Origin of the sequence: Vibrio sp. RE88 (assembly GCF_013113835.1) — a bacterium.
Classification (GTDB): domain Bacteria; phylum Pseudomonadota; class Gammaproteobacteria; order Enterobacterales; family Vibrionaceae; genus Vibrio.
In genome coordinates this window covers 57,305-70,502 of record NZ_VTYQ01000008.1, presented here as the reverse complement: position 1 = coordinate 70,502, position 13,198 = coordinate 57,305, and the positions used below count along the sequence as shown (strand labels likewise).

General features: G+C 47.5%; 16 protein-coding genes and 1 riboswitch. Of the genes, 6 read left to right on the top strand and 10 right to left on the bottom strand.

What is annotated here, in order from left to right:
- Positions 1-38: 38 nt before the first annotated feature.
- Entirely contained in the window at positions 39-533 is a 495-nt protein-coding gene (gene coaD / locus F0265_RS18535; protein WP_043009530.1) for a pantetheine-phosphate adenylyltransferase, read from the top strand.
- A 48-nt stretch (positions 534-581) separates the two neighbouring features.
- On the opposite strand, the gene mutM is transcribed toward coaD, so the two are convergent.
- The 5 genes from mutM to radC form a co-directional block, all read right to left on the bottom strand.
- Positions 582-1,388, bottom strand: a complete 807-nt coding sequence (gene mutM / locus F0265_RS18530; RefSeq protein WP_064488866.1) for a bifunctional DNA-formamidopyrimidine glycosylase/DNA-(apurinic or apyrimidinic site) lyase — start codon at positions 1,386-1,388, stop codon at positions 582-584.
- 30 nt (positions 1,389-1,418) lie between these two features.
- Positions 1,419-1,904: a hypothetical protein gene (locus F0265_RS18525; protein ID WP_171749967.1), complete on the bottom strand. Its 486-nt coding sequence runs from the start codon at positions 1,902-1,904 to the stop codon at positions 1,419-1,421.
- Positions 1,905-2,085: 181 nt separating this feature from the next.
- Positions 2,086-2,256, bottom strand: coding sequence for a 50S ribosomal protein L33 (rpmG, locus tag F0265_RS18520; protein ID WP_004410866.1), 171 nt, complete (start codon positions 2,254-2,256; stop codon positions 2,086-2,088).
- A gap of 13 nt (positions 2,257-2,269) precedes the next feature.
- On the bottom strand, positions 2,270-2,506 hold the full coding sequence (rpmB, locus tag F0265_RS18515) for a 50S ribosomal protein L28 (protein WP_004410867.1): 237 nt from the start codon (positions 2,504-2,506) through the stop codon (positions 2,270-2,272).
- Between the two features lie 276 nt (positions 2,507-2,782).
- Positions 2,783-3,457 (bottom strand): DNA repair protein RadC, encoded by a 675-nt coding sequence (gene radC / locus F0265_RS18510; protein WP_171750081.1) that lies wholly within the window; start codon positions 3,455-3,457, stop codon positions 2,783-2,785.
- Between the two features lie 230 nt (positions 3,458-3,687).
- Here radC and coaBC point away from each other — a divergent pair, with 230 nt between their 5' ends.
- From coaBC to lpxM, 4 genes are all read left to right on the top strand, one after another.
- Positions 3,688-4,893, top strand: coding sequence for a bifunctional phosphopantothenoylcysteine decarboxylase/phosphopantothenate--cysteine ligase CoaBC (gene coaBC / locus F0265_RS18505; protein WP_171749966.1), 1,206 nt, complete (start codon positions 3,688-3,690; stop codon positions 4,891-4,893).
- 111 nt (positions 4,894-5,004) lie between these two features.
- Entirely contained in the window at positions 5,005-5,595 is a 591-nt protein-coding gene (gene slmA / locus F0265_RS18500; protein WP_006963404.1) for a nucleoid occlusion factor SlmA, read from the top strand.
- Between the two features lie 5 nt (positions 5,596-5,600).
- Positions 5,601-6,551: a Kdo(2)-lipid IV(A) acyltransferase gene (locus F0265_RS18495; RefSeq protein WP_171749965.1), complete on the top strand. Its 951-nt coding sequence runs from the start codon at positions 5,601-5,603 to the stop codon at positions 6,549-6,551.
- A 17-nt stretch (positions 6,552-6,568) separates the two neighbouring features.
- Entirely contained in the window at positions 6,569-7,534 is a 966-nt protein-coding gene (lpxM, locus tag F0265_RS18490; RefSeq protein ID WP_019276584.1) for a lauroyl-Kdo(2)-lipid IV(A) myristoyltransferase, read from the top strand.
- Positions 7,535-7,665: 131 nt separating this feature from the next.
- Here lpxM and pyrE read toward each other — a convergent pair whose 3' ends face one another.
- Entirely contained in the window at positions 7,666-8,307 is a 642-nt protein-coding gene (pyrE, locus tag F0265_RS18485) for an orotate phosphoribosyltransferase (RefSeq protein ID WP_006963407.1), read from the bottom strand.
- A gap of 121 nt (positions 8,308-8,428) precedes the next feature.
- Positions 8,429-9,145 carry a ribonuclease PH gene (gene rph / locus F0265_RS18480; RefSeq protein WP_006963408.1) on the bottom strand — a complete coding sequence of 239 codons (717 nt, stop codon included), beginning with the start codon at positions 9,143-9,145 and terminating at the stop codon, positions 8,429-8,431.
- A 177-nt stretch (positions 9,146-9,322) separates the two neighbouring features.
- On the opposite strand from rph, the gene F0265_RS18475 reads away from it, so the two are divergent.
- Positions 9,323-10,189, top strand: coding sequence for a YicC/YloC family endoribonuclease (locus F0265_RS18475; RefSeq protein ID WP_006963409.1), 867 nt, complete (start codon positions 9,323-9,325; stop codon positions 10,187-10,189).
- Between the two features lie 63 nt (positions 10,190-10,252).
- On the opposite strand, the gene F0265_RS18470 is transcribed toward F0265_RS18475, so the two are convergent.
- The 3 genes from F0265_RS18470 to exbD form a co-directional block, all read right to left on the bottom strand.
- Positions 10,253-11,623 carry an NCS2 family permease gene (locus F0265_RS18470; protein WP_171749964.1) on the bottom strand — a complete coding sequence of 457 codons (1,371 nt, stop codon included), beginning with the start codon at positions 11,621-11,623 and terminating at the stop codon, positions 10,253-10,255.
- 55 nt (positions 11,624-11,678) lie between these two features.
- Positions 11,679-11,778: riboswitch (purine riboswitch) on the bottom strand.
- 97 nt (positions 11,779-11,875) lie between these two features.
- A complete protein-coding gene (locus tag F0265_RS18465; RefSeq protein ID WP_171749963.1) occupies positions 11,876-12,766 on the bottom strand; it encodes an energy transducer TonB in 891 nt (296 codons plus the stop codon).
- On the bottom strand, positions 12,763-13,194 hold the full coding sequence (exbD, locus tag F0265_RS18460; protein WP_171749962.1) for a TonB system transport protein ExbD: 432 nt from the start codon (positions 13,192-13,194) through the stop codon (positions 12,763-12,765). The genes F0265_RS18465 and exbD overlap by 4 nt, the downstream gene beginning before the upstream one ends.
- Positions 13,195-13,198: the final 4 nt, after the last annotated feature.

Below are 13,198 nucleotides of genomic sequence, written 5' to 3'. Positions count from 1 at the left end.
CATTAAGCGATATAAAAGAATGATTTGAGTAACTGACTGTGAGCAAAAAACGCCTTTCCCGAGTGATCTACCCAGGGACCTTTGATCCTATTACTAATGGCCATTTGGATTTAATTGAACGTGCTGCAGATATGTTTGATGAAGTTATCATCGCTGTTGCTGCCAGCCCAAGTAAGAACACCATGTTTACGCTAGAAGAGCGCGTAGCTTTTGCACAGCAGGTGACTCAGCATTTGGACAATGTAAGCTCGAAGGGATTTTCGGGTTTGATGGTCGACTTTGCGAAGCAAGAAAATGCGAACGTTCTTATCCGTGGTTTACGTACCACCGTCGACTTTGAGTACGAATTTGGTTTAACTAATATGTATCGTAGACTGATGCCCGGATTAGAAAGCGTTTTCCTCACACCCGCAGAAGAGCATGCATTTATCTCCTCGACCATAGTCCGTGAAGTGGCTATTCATGGAGGGGATGTCACCAATTTTGTGCCTAAAGCGGTCGCGAAAGCGTTAAAAAGCAAAGCGAAAGTCTAATTTTAATAGAGATATAGAGCTGACATGAGACCTCAGCTCTATATTTGACTATTTCTGACAATGGCGACAAAAAAACGTATTGCGCTGACCAATTTTCTGCTCTTCAATCGCTTCACCACAGCTAGGGCAGGCTTCACCCGCTTTGCCATAAATTTGTAGCTCTTGAGCAAAATAACCCGGCTTACCATCCGCTTGAGCAAAATCCTTTAACGTTGTTCCGCCCTGCTTGATGGCCGTATCGAGCACCTGCTTAATCTCTTTAACCAAACGTTGCCATTCTTTAGCCGTTAGCGTACCTGCTGCTCGTGTCGGATGGATACGTGCACTAAATAATGACTCATTAGCGTAGATATTTCCTACCCCAACTACGACTTTGTTATCCATAATGAACTGCTTCACCGCGACGCGCTTATTCCTTGCCTTGTCCGCGATATATTGTGCATCAAAGTCTTCCGTTAGCGGCTCTGGCCCCATATGGCCCAACGCATCATGTTCACCATCTTCGGTCCATAACCAAGCTCCAAAACGTCTAGGATCGTTATAACGTAGTACCTTGCCATTGGTCAGTTTCAGATCGACATGATCGTGTTTTCCCGGCTCCATGTCTGCATCCAGTACACGTAAAGACCCCGACATACCCAAATGGACAATCGCGCTACCCACATCGGTTTCAATCAGCAAGTATTTAGCACGGCGAGAAATACTGCGGATCACCTGACCTTCCATCTTCTTTAGCTCATGTGGGATATCCCAACGCAGCTTGGGGGTACGAAAAGTCAACTTGGCAACGGTTTGTCCAGCCAAATGAGGGGTGATCCCCATACGGCTGACTTCAACTTCAGGTAATTCAGGCATAGTGGTATGGCAATTAATAACTCAGGGCGTTTAAGGTAGCAGATATTCTGGAGCAACTGAAACGGCTATCCATTGATCCTGCCAGTTTTTCAACAGCCAGAATTGTGGTGTTTGATAGAAGGTGATCCTTTGGGGCTCTTCTTGATCGCGATACCAAACTTCAATCGTCTGTGGTGAGGTCAATCGAGGCTTCAATCCATCAAAAGTGTCCTGATCAACTTCGGTCCCAACTAAGCCCGACCAGCGTTCAACTAGCTCCTGTGGAGAAAGGCTACTTTGCTTCGTCAAACTCCACTCACCATTCAAGTGCTCCAGTGACCAGCCAGAAAAATGCAGTGCTTTCAATTCCGCTGACGGATTGAGCAAATAAGGGTAAGGACTAACTTCAGCGACTGGCTCGTCATCAATCAAATAGGTTTTGATGATGGTCGGCAAATTGAGGATCGCGATAAAAGCGATGATGCCCAATATCATGATGTTGTTCCAGCGACGACGCCGTGAAGTAGAAACACGCATGAACTTTGATTTCCCTGTAGGTAACTATAAGAAAAGGTAGCAGAAAACAGGAAAGAGGGAAATGGGCGGAGGTAGGCTCGACTGTGACGCCTTTTGGGAATTTCAGGTAATAAAAAACCCAGCGAGAACGCTGGGTTTCTAATTCAGACTTCTGTTTAAGAAGCTTCAAAGAAGAAATCAATTACTTGATTTTAGCTTCTTTGTACATAACGTGCTGGCGAACAACTGGATCAAACTTTTTGATCTCAAATTTGCCTGGCATGTTACGTTTGTTCTTGTCAGTAGTGTAGAAGTGACCAGTACCTGCAGAAGATACTAGACGGATTTTCTCACGTACGCCTTTCTTTGCCATTGCCTATTTCCTCTTAAACGTTTTCGCCGTTTGCGCGAATGTCAACAAGAACAGCATCGATGCCCTTCTTATCGATGATACGCATACCTTTAGCAGATAGACGTAGTTTAACAAAACGTTTTTCGCTCTCTACCCAGAAACGATGAGTTTGTAGGTTCGGCAGAAAACGACGCTTAGTAGCATTGCGTGCGTGTGAACGGTTGTTACCCGTTACTGGACGCTTACCAGTTACTTGGCATACTCGTGACATGAATGTCTTCTCCAAAATCGTTTCAGCTCGATATCAACCTTGGTGGCCGAACCTCTCAGTTTCTAAATATAGAAGTTTGAGGTCTTATACCGCTATGGAAACCCATACAAGGCTATCAAAGGTCGCGCATTATACTAACTTGACTAGCATTGCTCAAGACCCGAACAGATCCTTTTTCAAGGTTTTCGTGATCTTTTTTAGGCAGAGCTGATAATAGTTCAAAAAATGTCGGGGGATTGTAGCAGAATTCGCGCAACTCACAACAAATAATGTGATTTAAATCCATCCACGCTCAGCGAAGGAAACAACATCACCATCTCCAACCACAAAATGGTCGAGAATTCGAATGTCGACCAAAGCCAGCGCATCACTGATGCGTCGGGTGATTCTGCGATCAGCCTGACTCGGTTCTGCCACCCCAGACGGATGATTATGGGCGAGAATCAAAGCCGCCGCATTATGCTCCAATGCCTGCTTCACAACCTCTCGGGGATAAACAGACGCGGCGTCTATGGTTCCTTCAAACATCACTTCATCCTTGATTACCCGATGTTGATTATCAAGAAACAATATATAGAAAGCTTCCCGCTGGCGATCGCGCAACATGCTAGAAAGATAAAGCTTGGTCTGCTGAGGGCTGGTTAACGCTTCGCCACGTTGTAAGGTTTCACTTAGGTAGCGCTGTGTCATCTCAAGCACGGCTTGCAGCTGGACATATTTGGCTTCTCCCAGCCCTTTGTGCTGACAGAACTCCTCTTTGCTCGCCGCAAATAAGCTGCGCAGCGAGCCAAGATCCTTAAGCAGTTTGTCTGATAACTGGAGTACATTCATGCCCTGCGTGCCAGTGCGAAGAAAAATCGCTAACAACTCCGCATCGGTGAGCGATTGTGGACCTCGGCTGAGTAGTTTTTCTCTAGGCATCGACTCTCTAGGCAACATGCAATCACTTATCCTTAAGATAATAAAGTGGGTGACGTTAGCTTAAACTCTCTTGCTCACTCTCTGGCGAGCAAAAGAATTATCTTCGTCGCAGTGAAAGATTTTCTGCAAATGATAGGTATATAAAGAAGCAATAACGAGAAAGGCAAAAGCGTACAGAATCTGCAACAACACTTTCCATTTCTAGAGTCTCTATTGGCTGCGTGGTAATCTACTCGCAGTATTTTTTAAGGATGATCATCATGCAAACACTCGCGGGCAAAAAGATCCTACTTGGTATCGGTGGTGGTATTGCCGCTTATAAATGTGCCGACCTGACGCGTCGTCTGATTGAACGTGGCGCTGAAGTTCAGATTGTTATGACTAAAGCCGCAAAAGAGTTCATTACGCCACTGACAATGCAGGCGGTCTCTGGACGTCCAGTCTCCGATAGCTTGTTGGATCCGGCAGCAGAAGCCTCTATGGGCCATATTGAGCTGGCTAAATGGGCGGATTTGGTCTTACTTGCACCGGCCACCGCTGATCTAATTGCGCGCATGGCAGCTGGCATGGGCAATGATTTACTCACTACACTGGTACTTGCGACCGATGCTCCGATTTCAGTGTCTCCGGCCATGAACCAGCAGATGTATCGCAATCAAGCAACACAAGAGAACATTGCGACGCTAGAGCGACGTGGTATGCACATCTGGGGGCCAGCAGCTGGTGAACAGGCCTGTGGCGATGTCGGCCCTGGCCGAATGTTAGAGCCAATGCAACTGGTGGGATTGTGCGAACAATTCTGGGGCGACAAACCTCTCAAAGGTAAGTCGATATTGATTTCTGCCGGGCCAACCTGTGAAGCCATCGATCCGGTGCGCTACATCACTAACCACAGCTCAGGGAAAATGGGCTTCTCATTAGCGGAAGCGGCGGCTCAGCTCGGTGCAACGGTCACGTTAGTCGCAGGTCCGGTGAATCTTAAAACGCCAGCTGGTTCGCAGCGCATTGATGTGGCGAGCGCAGAAGATATGTATAACGCCGTAATGGACAAAGCTGGTGAACATGATGTTTTCATTAGCTGCGCAGCCGTGGCGGATTATCGCCCACAAGCAATTTCAGAGCAGAAAATTAAGAAGACGGATGACAGCGAACAAATGACCATCACTATGGTCAAAAACCCTGATATTGTCGCTTCAGTTGCCGGTATGACTCAGCAGCGCCCGTTTACCGTTGGTTTTGCCGCGGAAACTCAGGATGTAGAACATTACGCTCGAACTAAGCTGACCAAGAAAAATCTCGATATGATTTGCGCCAACGATGTCTCAGTAGAAGGACAAGGCTTCAACAGCAACGACAATGCGATTAACCTATACTGGAAAGATGGTGAGCAATCACTTACCCTTGCATCAAAACAACAAATTGCGAAGCAGATACTTACAATTATCGCCGCAAAGTTAGACAATTAAGTCGCTATTCTAACAATCAGAAATTCGTCTATTCCGCCCGTCTTAGCCTGCTAAGTTGGGCGAATGCCTGTGTCTATGGGCATCAACAGTGGTAACAAAAGGAACACGTTCATGGCCGGAACAAGAAAAAGCAACCGCCGGGAAGAAATCTTACAAGCACTCGCACAAATGCTCGAATCTAACGATGGTGGTTCTCGCATCACCACCGCCAAGCTAGCGAAACGCGTCGGCGTATCAGAAGCGGCGCTATATCGACATTTCCCGAGCAAAGCTCGCATGTTTGAAGGCTTGATCGAGTTCATTGAAGAATCCTTGATGTCGCGCATCAACCGTATACTGGATGAAGAAAAAGATACCCTGACCCGCATTCGTCTGGTGTTGCAACTGATTCTGGCCTTTGCCGAACGAAATCCAGGGCTTACGCGTATCCTTTCTGGGCACGCATTGATGTTTGAGAATGAGCGACTGAGAGAGCGCATCAACCAACTGTTTGAACGCATTGAAACGTCTATTCGTCAAATTCTGCGTGAACGTAAGCTCAGAGAAGGTAAGTCCTTCCCTGTGGACGAAACCATTCTGGCCGCTCAGCTTCTTGGGCAAGTAGAAGGCAGCTTGAACCGTTTCGTACGCTCAGACTTTAAATATCAACCGACCGCCAACTTTGAAGAATACTGGTCACTCTTGAGTGCACAGATTAAGTAATCACTATGAGCAAAAAAAATACCGTCGAAAAGCCTAAGTTTACTCCAGCCCTACTCCACCCTAAATATTGGGGCGTATGGTTTGGGTTTGGTTTACTGGCCCTGACCGTCAATCTTCTGCCTTATGCATTACTGCTCAAAATCGGCCGAGGTATCGGTTCGTTGGGTATGAAGTTAGGCAAATCCCGAGTTAAAGTCGCCAAGCGTAACCTTGAGCTGGCTTTTCCTGAGATGGAAGCCAAAGAAGTTGACCGCATGGTCGTAGAGAACTTCAAAAACACCGGTATGGCTTTGATTGAAACTGGCATTACTTGGTTTTGGCCGACTTGGCGTTTCAAGCGTATTTTGATTGCGAAAGATATCAAAGAGCTACAGCGGCTCAACGATGAAGGCAAGGGTGTGCTGCTCTGTTGTGTGCATGCGTTGAACTTAGAAATTACCGCTCGTGCATTTGGTGTACTGGGTTTACCTGGATACGGCGCTTACCGCCCCCACACAAACCCAGCTTACGAGTTCATCCAATATAGAGGACGCACACGTAACGGCAACCAACTCATCTATCGTCGTGATCTTAAACAGATGGTGCGCGTTTTGCGCCAAGGCCATCGCCTGTTCTATCTACCAGATCAGGACTACGGCCATAATAAATCTGTGTTCGTGCCTTTCTTTGCTGTCGAAGAAGCTTGTACAACAACAGGAACCAGCATCCTTGCTTACACTAGTAAGAGTGCCATCGTGCCAGGTTCTGGATTCCGTAACCAAAACGGTAAATATGAAATCATTGCCGACAAGTCTATCGATCAAGATTTTCCGCAAAAAGATGAAACGGCGGCCGCAGCCTACATGAATAAATTCGTCGAAGAGATTATCATGCGCGCTCCGGAACAGTGGATGTGGCTACACAAGCGATTCAAATCGCTGCCAGACCACTCTCTTACTAACTCAAGATATCAATAACATAGGTGCTGCTTTCAATGAGCAACAACGATAAAAATAGCATCGATAAACATTTGCATAACCCAACCTTTGAGTGGGCATTTTTACATCCTAAACACTGGGGAACGTGGCTGGGCATTTTATTTGCCGCCTTGTTGGCCTTTATTCCATACCGCTGGCGCGATAGCTTGGCGCGAAAACTGTCTGTATTTGTAGTACGCAAAAATGGTCGTGTGGTACGTCGTGCACGAGTGAACCTAAAGTACTGTTTTCCTGAAAAGTCAGACCAAGAGCGTCAGGATATTCTGGAAGAGACTTTTGTTAAGGCAGCTCAGTACCTGTTTGGCTATTCTGAGTTTCTGGTACGTTCTACCAAGCACAACCAAGATCGTGGTGTCATGATCGGCGAAGAGAACATCTTACCGCTGCTCGATGCAGGGGAGAAAGTGATCATCTTAGCACCTCACGCTTGGGCAGTTGATTACCCAGCAGTAATGCTGGCTGCAAAGGGCTATAAAGTCACCACCATCATGAAACCGCAGCGTAACCCAATCGGCGATTGGCTAATGCAAGTACAGCGCATGCAATATGGCGGTCGTATCTTCGCCCGTGAAGCAGGGGTAAAACCTTTCGTACGCTCAATTAAAGACGGTTATCTTGGCTACTGGTTACCAGATGAAGACTTCGGTGCCGCTAACTCGGTATTTGTCCCATTCTTTGGTACAGAGAAAGCGACTCTGAAAGGCTTTGGCAAGATGGCTCGCCTATCAAAAGCCAAAGTGATTCCAGTTTTACCTGCTTACAACGACAAATCAGGTAAGTACGAAGTACATATTCTGCCAGCCTTGGAAAACTTCCCAACCGGCGATGAAGAAGCCGATGCTCGTGCAATGAACCAAGCGATCGAAGACTTGGTCAGACCGCATCCTGAACAATACATGTGGAATCTGTCGTTATTAAAAACGCAGCGAGATGGAAGCGAAATCTACGATAACTCTCACTAAGGTAATACAAGCTCGCGAGAGGCAAGAAACAAAAAGGGTTGATGCATGTGCATCAACCCTTTTTAATATTTGCAGATCGAGGTTCAGTCACTTACTACTGGCTGTGGCTAAACCTCTTCCATAGCGCTCTGTTAGATGCCGTATTCAGCACGATAAGCTTTTACCGCTTCAAGGTGCTCGGTTGCATTCCCTTTCTCTTCAAGATAAGTCACTAAGTCACCCAAGCTAACAATGGAGATCACTGCGCAGCCAAAGTCACGCTCGACTTCTTGAATCGCAGACAGCTCACCTTTGCCTTTTTCCTGACGGTCAATCGCTACCAATACACCAGCCAAGTCTGCTCCATTAGCTTTGATGATTTCCATCGACTCACGGATTGCGGTACCCGCGGTAATCACATCATCAACCAACATAATACGGCCTTCTAGCGCACTACCAACAAGGTTGCCGCCTTCGCCGTGGTCTTTCGCTTCTTTGCGGTTAAAGCAGTATGGCGTGTCAATCTCGTGATGATCCGCCAAGGCAACGGCTGTGGTCGTCGCAATTGGAATCCCTTTGTATGCTGGGCCAAACAAAACATCAAACTCGATGCCAGAATCTGCCAGCGCAGCGGCGTAGAATCGACCCAGACGCGCCAAATCTCGACCCGTGTTGAAAAGACCAGCGTTAAAGAAATACGGGCTCTTACGACCTGACTTTAAAGTAAACTCACCAAACTTCAGTACTTCTTTCTCTAGTGCAAACTCAATAAATTCACGCTGGTATGCTTTCATCACTTTCTCTCTAAATAAAAGGTCTAGTTTTCTAGACGGTTTATAAACAGGTCAAAACTTCGCCTGAGCCAAGTCTTGATAAAAAAATAGCTTCCTTTTTAGGGGAAGCTATTCAACAAAATTAATTTTCTAACGCCGCCTTCTGCGCCGCTACAATCTCGGTGATCCCTTTGGTCGCCGACTCCAATAACTTCATCAGCTCAGCATGGGTGAATGGTTCGCCCTCTGCGGTACCCTGAACTTCGATCATGCGGCCATCTTCCGTCATGACCACGTTCATATCCGTGTCAGCGGCAGAGTCTTCGACATACTCTAGGTCACACAGGACGTCTTCACCTAGGATACCAACTGAAACGGCTGCGACATGGCCTTTCATCGGGTTTTTCTTCAGCTTACCGTTCTCAATGAGGTGTTGGAACGCATCGGCCATTGCCACGCTTGCGCCTGAAATCGATGCAGTACGTGTACCGCCATCAGCCTGAATTACGTCACAATCGACAGTAACCATAATCTCACCCATCGCTTCTAGGTCGACCACTGCACGAAGGCTACGTGCAATCAGACGTTGGATTTCCATGGTACGACCGCCCTGTTTACCACTTGCCGCTTCACGACGCATACGTGAATGCGTTGAACGTGGCAACATGCCGTATTCAGCCGTCACCCAGCCCTTGCCCTGACCTTTTAGCCAACGTGGCACATTCTCTTCAACGGTCGCATTACACAATACTTTTGTATTGCCGAATTCCACTAAAACTGAGCCTTCAGCGTAAGCCGTGTAATTACGAGTGATTTTGATTGGGCGAATTTGATCCGCCTGACGGTCATTTGGACGCATGGGCATCTACCTTAGTTATCTACCTAACGAGAGGGGGAGACGAATTTGGTTGGAGCAGGATTCTAGCAGAAAGCGGGATATCGGGAAAGCATCCCATCTGCGTTACGTTCCAAATCTCGTGCATTCTGCTACTATTGCAACGCGTTATTTTCAAAGATGATGAAATAGGAAAATTCGATGATCTACAGTATGACCGCCTATGCACGTAAAGAAGTGAAAGGCGATTGGGGTACCGCTGTTTGGGAAATCCGCAGTGTCAACCAACGTTACTTGGAAACCTACTTCCGCCTGCCGGAACAGTTCCGAGGTTTAGAGCCCGTTCTTCGCGAGCGTTTTCGCAAGCGCCTAGCACGCGGTAAAGTGGAATGTGCGTTGCGCTTTGAAGCGAACCCAGCAGCAAAAGGCGAGCTGAGCATTAACGAAGGCTTGGCACAGCAAGTGATCAACGCAGCTAGCCAAGTGATGAAGATGACTGGTGATGAAAGCCGTCTTAACCCATTCCAGATCATGAACTGGCCGGGTGTGATGGAAACTTCTGAGCAGGACATGGATGCAGTAAACAAGGATTTGTTGGCGGCTTTTGACCAAGCAGTAAGCGAATTTATCGAAGCCCGTGGCCGTGAAGGCGAAAACATGAAGGCGCTGATTGAACAGCGTTTATCAGCCATCACTGACGAAGTGGTTAAAGTTCGTGCTCGCATGCCGGAAATTCTCGATTGGCAACGTGAGCGCCTGTTTGCCAAGTTTGAAGAAGCTAAGGTTGAACTCGACCCTTCACGAGTTGAACAAGAACTGATCTTATTAGCGCAAAAGTCAGACGTAGCAGAAGAGCTAGACCGCTTGGACTCTCACGTTAAAGAAGCGACTAATATCCTGAAAAAAGGTGGCGCTTGTGGTCGTCGTCTCGACTTTATGATGCAAGAGTTCAACCGTGAGTCGAACACGCTCGCCTCCAAGTCAATCAGCACGGACATCACCGCATCTGGCGTGGAACTGAAAGTTCTGATTGAGCAGATGCGAGAGCAGATCCAGAATATTGAGTAACTCAATATCCGAAAATGACAAAGCCCCGCTCTGAGAGCGGGGCTTTTTAGTTTCAGAATCTTATTACAACAGTATCAAGTACGTCAGGAAGATAGCCGATAGAGCATAAATCACCGGATGTACCTGTTTACCTTTGCCTGCCACAACCATGGTAAATGCATAGCTGATAAAGCCCATCGCCATACCGTTGGCTGGTGAAAAACTTAGAACAGTGAACATGATGGTAAAGAATGCCGCAATGCGGGATTCTTTTTGCTCCCAGCTAATTTGCCCTAAGCGCCCGATCATATAAATGCCCACTACGACCATCGCTGGGGCCACCATGGCAGCTGAAAAAATGGAAAACAGCGGATATAGGAACAGAGACACTAGGAACAGGCCTGCAACCATCACGGCAGCTAATCCGGTTTTGGCCCCCTGAGAAGAGGCAATGCCGGACTCTGAGAATGCAGTGATAGAGGTGGTTCCCAGAACTGAACCAATCACTGTGCCACCAGCATCTGCAACCAATGCAGAACGTGCATTGGGTACCTTGCCATCCTTATCGATGATCCCTGCATCACGGCCAACGCCAACAATCGTGCTCAGGCCGTCAAAGAAATCGACAATCAGGAAAATAATCACAATAAACAGCAGATCAAACATTTTGTCCGCCGTTAATCCTGAGAAATCAAACACCGCACCAAAGCTGCCCACTAAGCTTGGCGGCGCAGAGACAAATTGCTCTGGAATCGGCGCGTTGTTGGTCCCCATCACCATGTCAGCAAAGACGGTTAGCACAATAGCAGTGACAAAAGATATGAAGGTCGCGAGCTTAATATCACGCACCATGCATCCCAAAGCGACAAAGATACTGATGTAAGCAATGATGACCTGAGGGTCTGTCACCTTGCCCATGCTGACCAGAATGATCGGGTTAGAAACAATAATGCCGGCGTTTTTAAGACCAAGAAAGGCAATGAACAATCCAAGCGAAACGGTAATCGCCAGCTTGAGATCTTCTGGTATCGACTCAATCATCGCCTTGCGGATATTGGTCATCGACAGAATCAGGTACAGCACACCAGAGAGAAAAATACCAAACAGTGCTTCATGCCACACCAAGGCAACCGAGCTACTCAGCAACATCCCCTTGAAGAAGCCATTCATGCTCATGCCCGGTGCCAGCATCACTGGGTAATTGCCCCAAATGCCCATAATTAGCGTTGCCACCGCTGCTGCGATCGCCGTCGCCGTAAACACCGCGCCTTTATCCATACCGGGAATACTGCCCAGAATAGCGGGGTTAACGGCCAGAATATAGCTCATCGCCAAAAACGTAATAAAGCCTGCGTACATCTCAGTACCTAGGGTGGTGTTACGTTGAGTGATTTTAAATACCGATTCCAGTACACCGGATTGATTCTGGCTTTTCAGGGTTGATTCGAGACTCACAATGAAACCTTTACAAGTGGGGTAAACAGTAAACGGGTTCAATGCTGTATGAAGAGAAAAGGGACAAAGCAACTGTAGTCACCGAGATAGGCTCAGCGGTAGAAACGTCCAATCCATTTCATTAGACATATACAGCATTTAATCGTTTGCGCGGATTGTAAGGATCTTGAGTGAAATCTCAATGCTTTTATGCAAATTTAGCAAACGTTTGCTTCGAGTGTGTATTGGTCACTCAAATGCTAGATTAATTCACTACTGAACGTAAAACCGAACCGGAACCGTCCAAGTTAAGGTCGCACCACTGACTTCGTCGGGTGGTAATGGCAATGGCATAGCGCGGTAGACAAGATCCACCGCTTCTTTATCGAGCGATTCTGTTCCGCTACTGCGCACCAGTTTGACGCCCAGTACCTTACCAGCTCTATCCATAGTAAAAGTTATCAAGGGCACACCTTGTTTACGCATTCGCTTAGCGCGGCGCGGATACTGCTTATGCTGCTCAAGGTGTAGCACCAGTTGCTGCTTCCAACTCACCTTGACTTGTTTGAGGTGCTGGCTGAATGCCCCCGATACGCCTTGAATCTGTTTATGTTCTTTTTCGACTTCAAGCTTGGGAGCACTCTTTTTAATCTGAGCAACCGAAGCTTGCTGGCTGACTGAAGGCGTCTCGACTTTCGGCGTTTCCACCTGTTCTTGAACCTGAGCTACAGGTTTGTTCTCTGCTTTCATTTTTGGCTTCGTTGGTTTTGCTGGTTTGGGCACAATAGTCGCAACCTCTGAAGGGTGCTCAGTTTCTTTGGCCACAATCGGACTAGGCTCTGGCACACTCTCGACTACTTGTTGGATCTTCTGTTGTGGCTCAAACGGCTCTGGGCGAGCCATTGACGCCATAGAGTCCATCGACTCGTTCTGCTCGGGACCATTGTTTAACGCAGGCTTTTCAACATGTGGCGCCGCGACGGGTGCAACCAAGGCAAAATTGACGGGAATCGCTGCCGGCGGCTGAATAAATTCAGCTTTAGGTTGGTACAAATAATAGGCCGCGACAGCCAGATGGAGGCCGACACTAACGGCTATTCCAGGTAACAACCAAGGGCCAAAGCTATCATGCGATGTGGCTCTGCCTAACTGACTGCCCATCATGCCCCTGCTGTCTCTGGTTGTTCCAACCCGACCAGAGCGATCTCCGCATAACCTTCCGCGACCAACGCATTCATCACTTTCATCAGGCTTTGATAATCTAATGCTTTGTCAGCACGTAAATAGATACGCTGCTCTTTATCGGGCAAAGCATGGGCTAACGCTTGAGGCAGTTGTTCGAGAGTCACTGTCTTCTCCTCGCCCAATGTCAGTGCCAGATCGGTGCTGACGGTCAGGTAAAACGGAGCCTTAGGTTGAGGCGTCGGTGCAGCCGAAGATGTCGGTAAATCTACCGGTATATTGACCGTCGCCAATGGTGCCGCGACCATTACAATGATCAACAGCACCAGCATGACATCAACAAACGGCGTAATGTTGATATCATGATTGACAGCCAACTCATCCTGCTGCGAAGCAACTTTAAATCCCATCTCT

Excerpts from the sequence above, each read along its gene's own strand:
- F0265_RS18495 (WP_171749965.1), top strand. The coding sequence starts at position 5,601 with ATGAGCAAAAAAAATACCGTCGAAAAGCCTAAGTTTACTCCAGCCCTA.
- pyrE (WP_006963407.1), bottom strand. The coding sequence starts at position 8,307 with ATGAAAGCATACCAGCGTGAATTTATTGAGTTTGCACTAGAGAAAGAA.
- rpmB (WP_004410867.1), bottom strand. The coding sequence starts at position 2,506 with ATGTCACGAGTATGCCAAGTAACTGGTAAGCGTCCAGTAACGGGTAAC.
- lpxM (WP_019276584.1), top strand. The coding sequence starts at position 6,569 with ATGAGCAACAACGATAAAAATAGCATCGATAAACATTTGCATAACCCA.
- rpmG (WP_004410866.1), bottom strand. The coding sequence starts at position 2,256 with ATGGCAAAGAAAGGCGTACGTGAGAAAATCCGTCTAGTATCTTCTGCA.
- coaBC (WP_171749966.1), top strand. The coding sequence starts at position 3,688 with ATGCAAACACTCGCGGGCAAAAAGATCCTACTTGGTATCGGTGGTGGT.
- F0265_RS18465 (WP_171749963.1), bottom strand. The coding sequence starts at position 12,766 with ATGATGGGCAGTCAGTTAGGCAGAGCCACATCGCATGATAGCTTTGGC.
- rph (WP_006963408.1), bottom strand. The coding sequence starts at position 9,145 with ATGCGTCCAAATGACCGTCAGGCGGATCAAATTCGCCCAATCAAAATC.
- F0265_RS18525 (WP_171749967.1), bottom strand. The coding sequence starts at position 1,904 with ATGCGTGTTTCTACTTCACGGCGTCGTCGCTGGAACAACATCATGATA.
- F0265_RS18475 (WP_006963409.1), top strand. The coding sequence starts at position 9,323 with ATGATCTACAGTATGACCGCCTATGCACGTAAAGAAGTGAAAGGCGAT.
- mutM (WP_064488866.1), bottom strand. The coding sequence starts at position 1,388 with ATGCCTGAATTACCTGAAGTTGAAGTCAGCCGTATGGGGATCACCCCT.
- slmA (WP_006963404.1), top strand. The coding sequence starts at position 5,005 with ATGGCCGGAACAAGAAAAAGCAACCGCCGGGAAGAAATCTTACAAGCA.
- exbD (WP_171749962.1), bottom strand. The coding sequence starts at position 13,194 with ATGGGATTTAAAGTTGCTTCGCAGCAGGATGAGTTGGCTGTCAATCAT.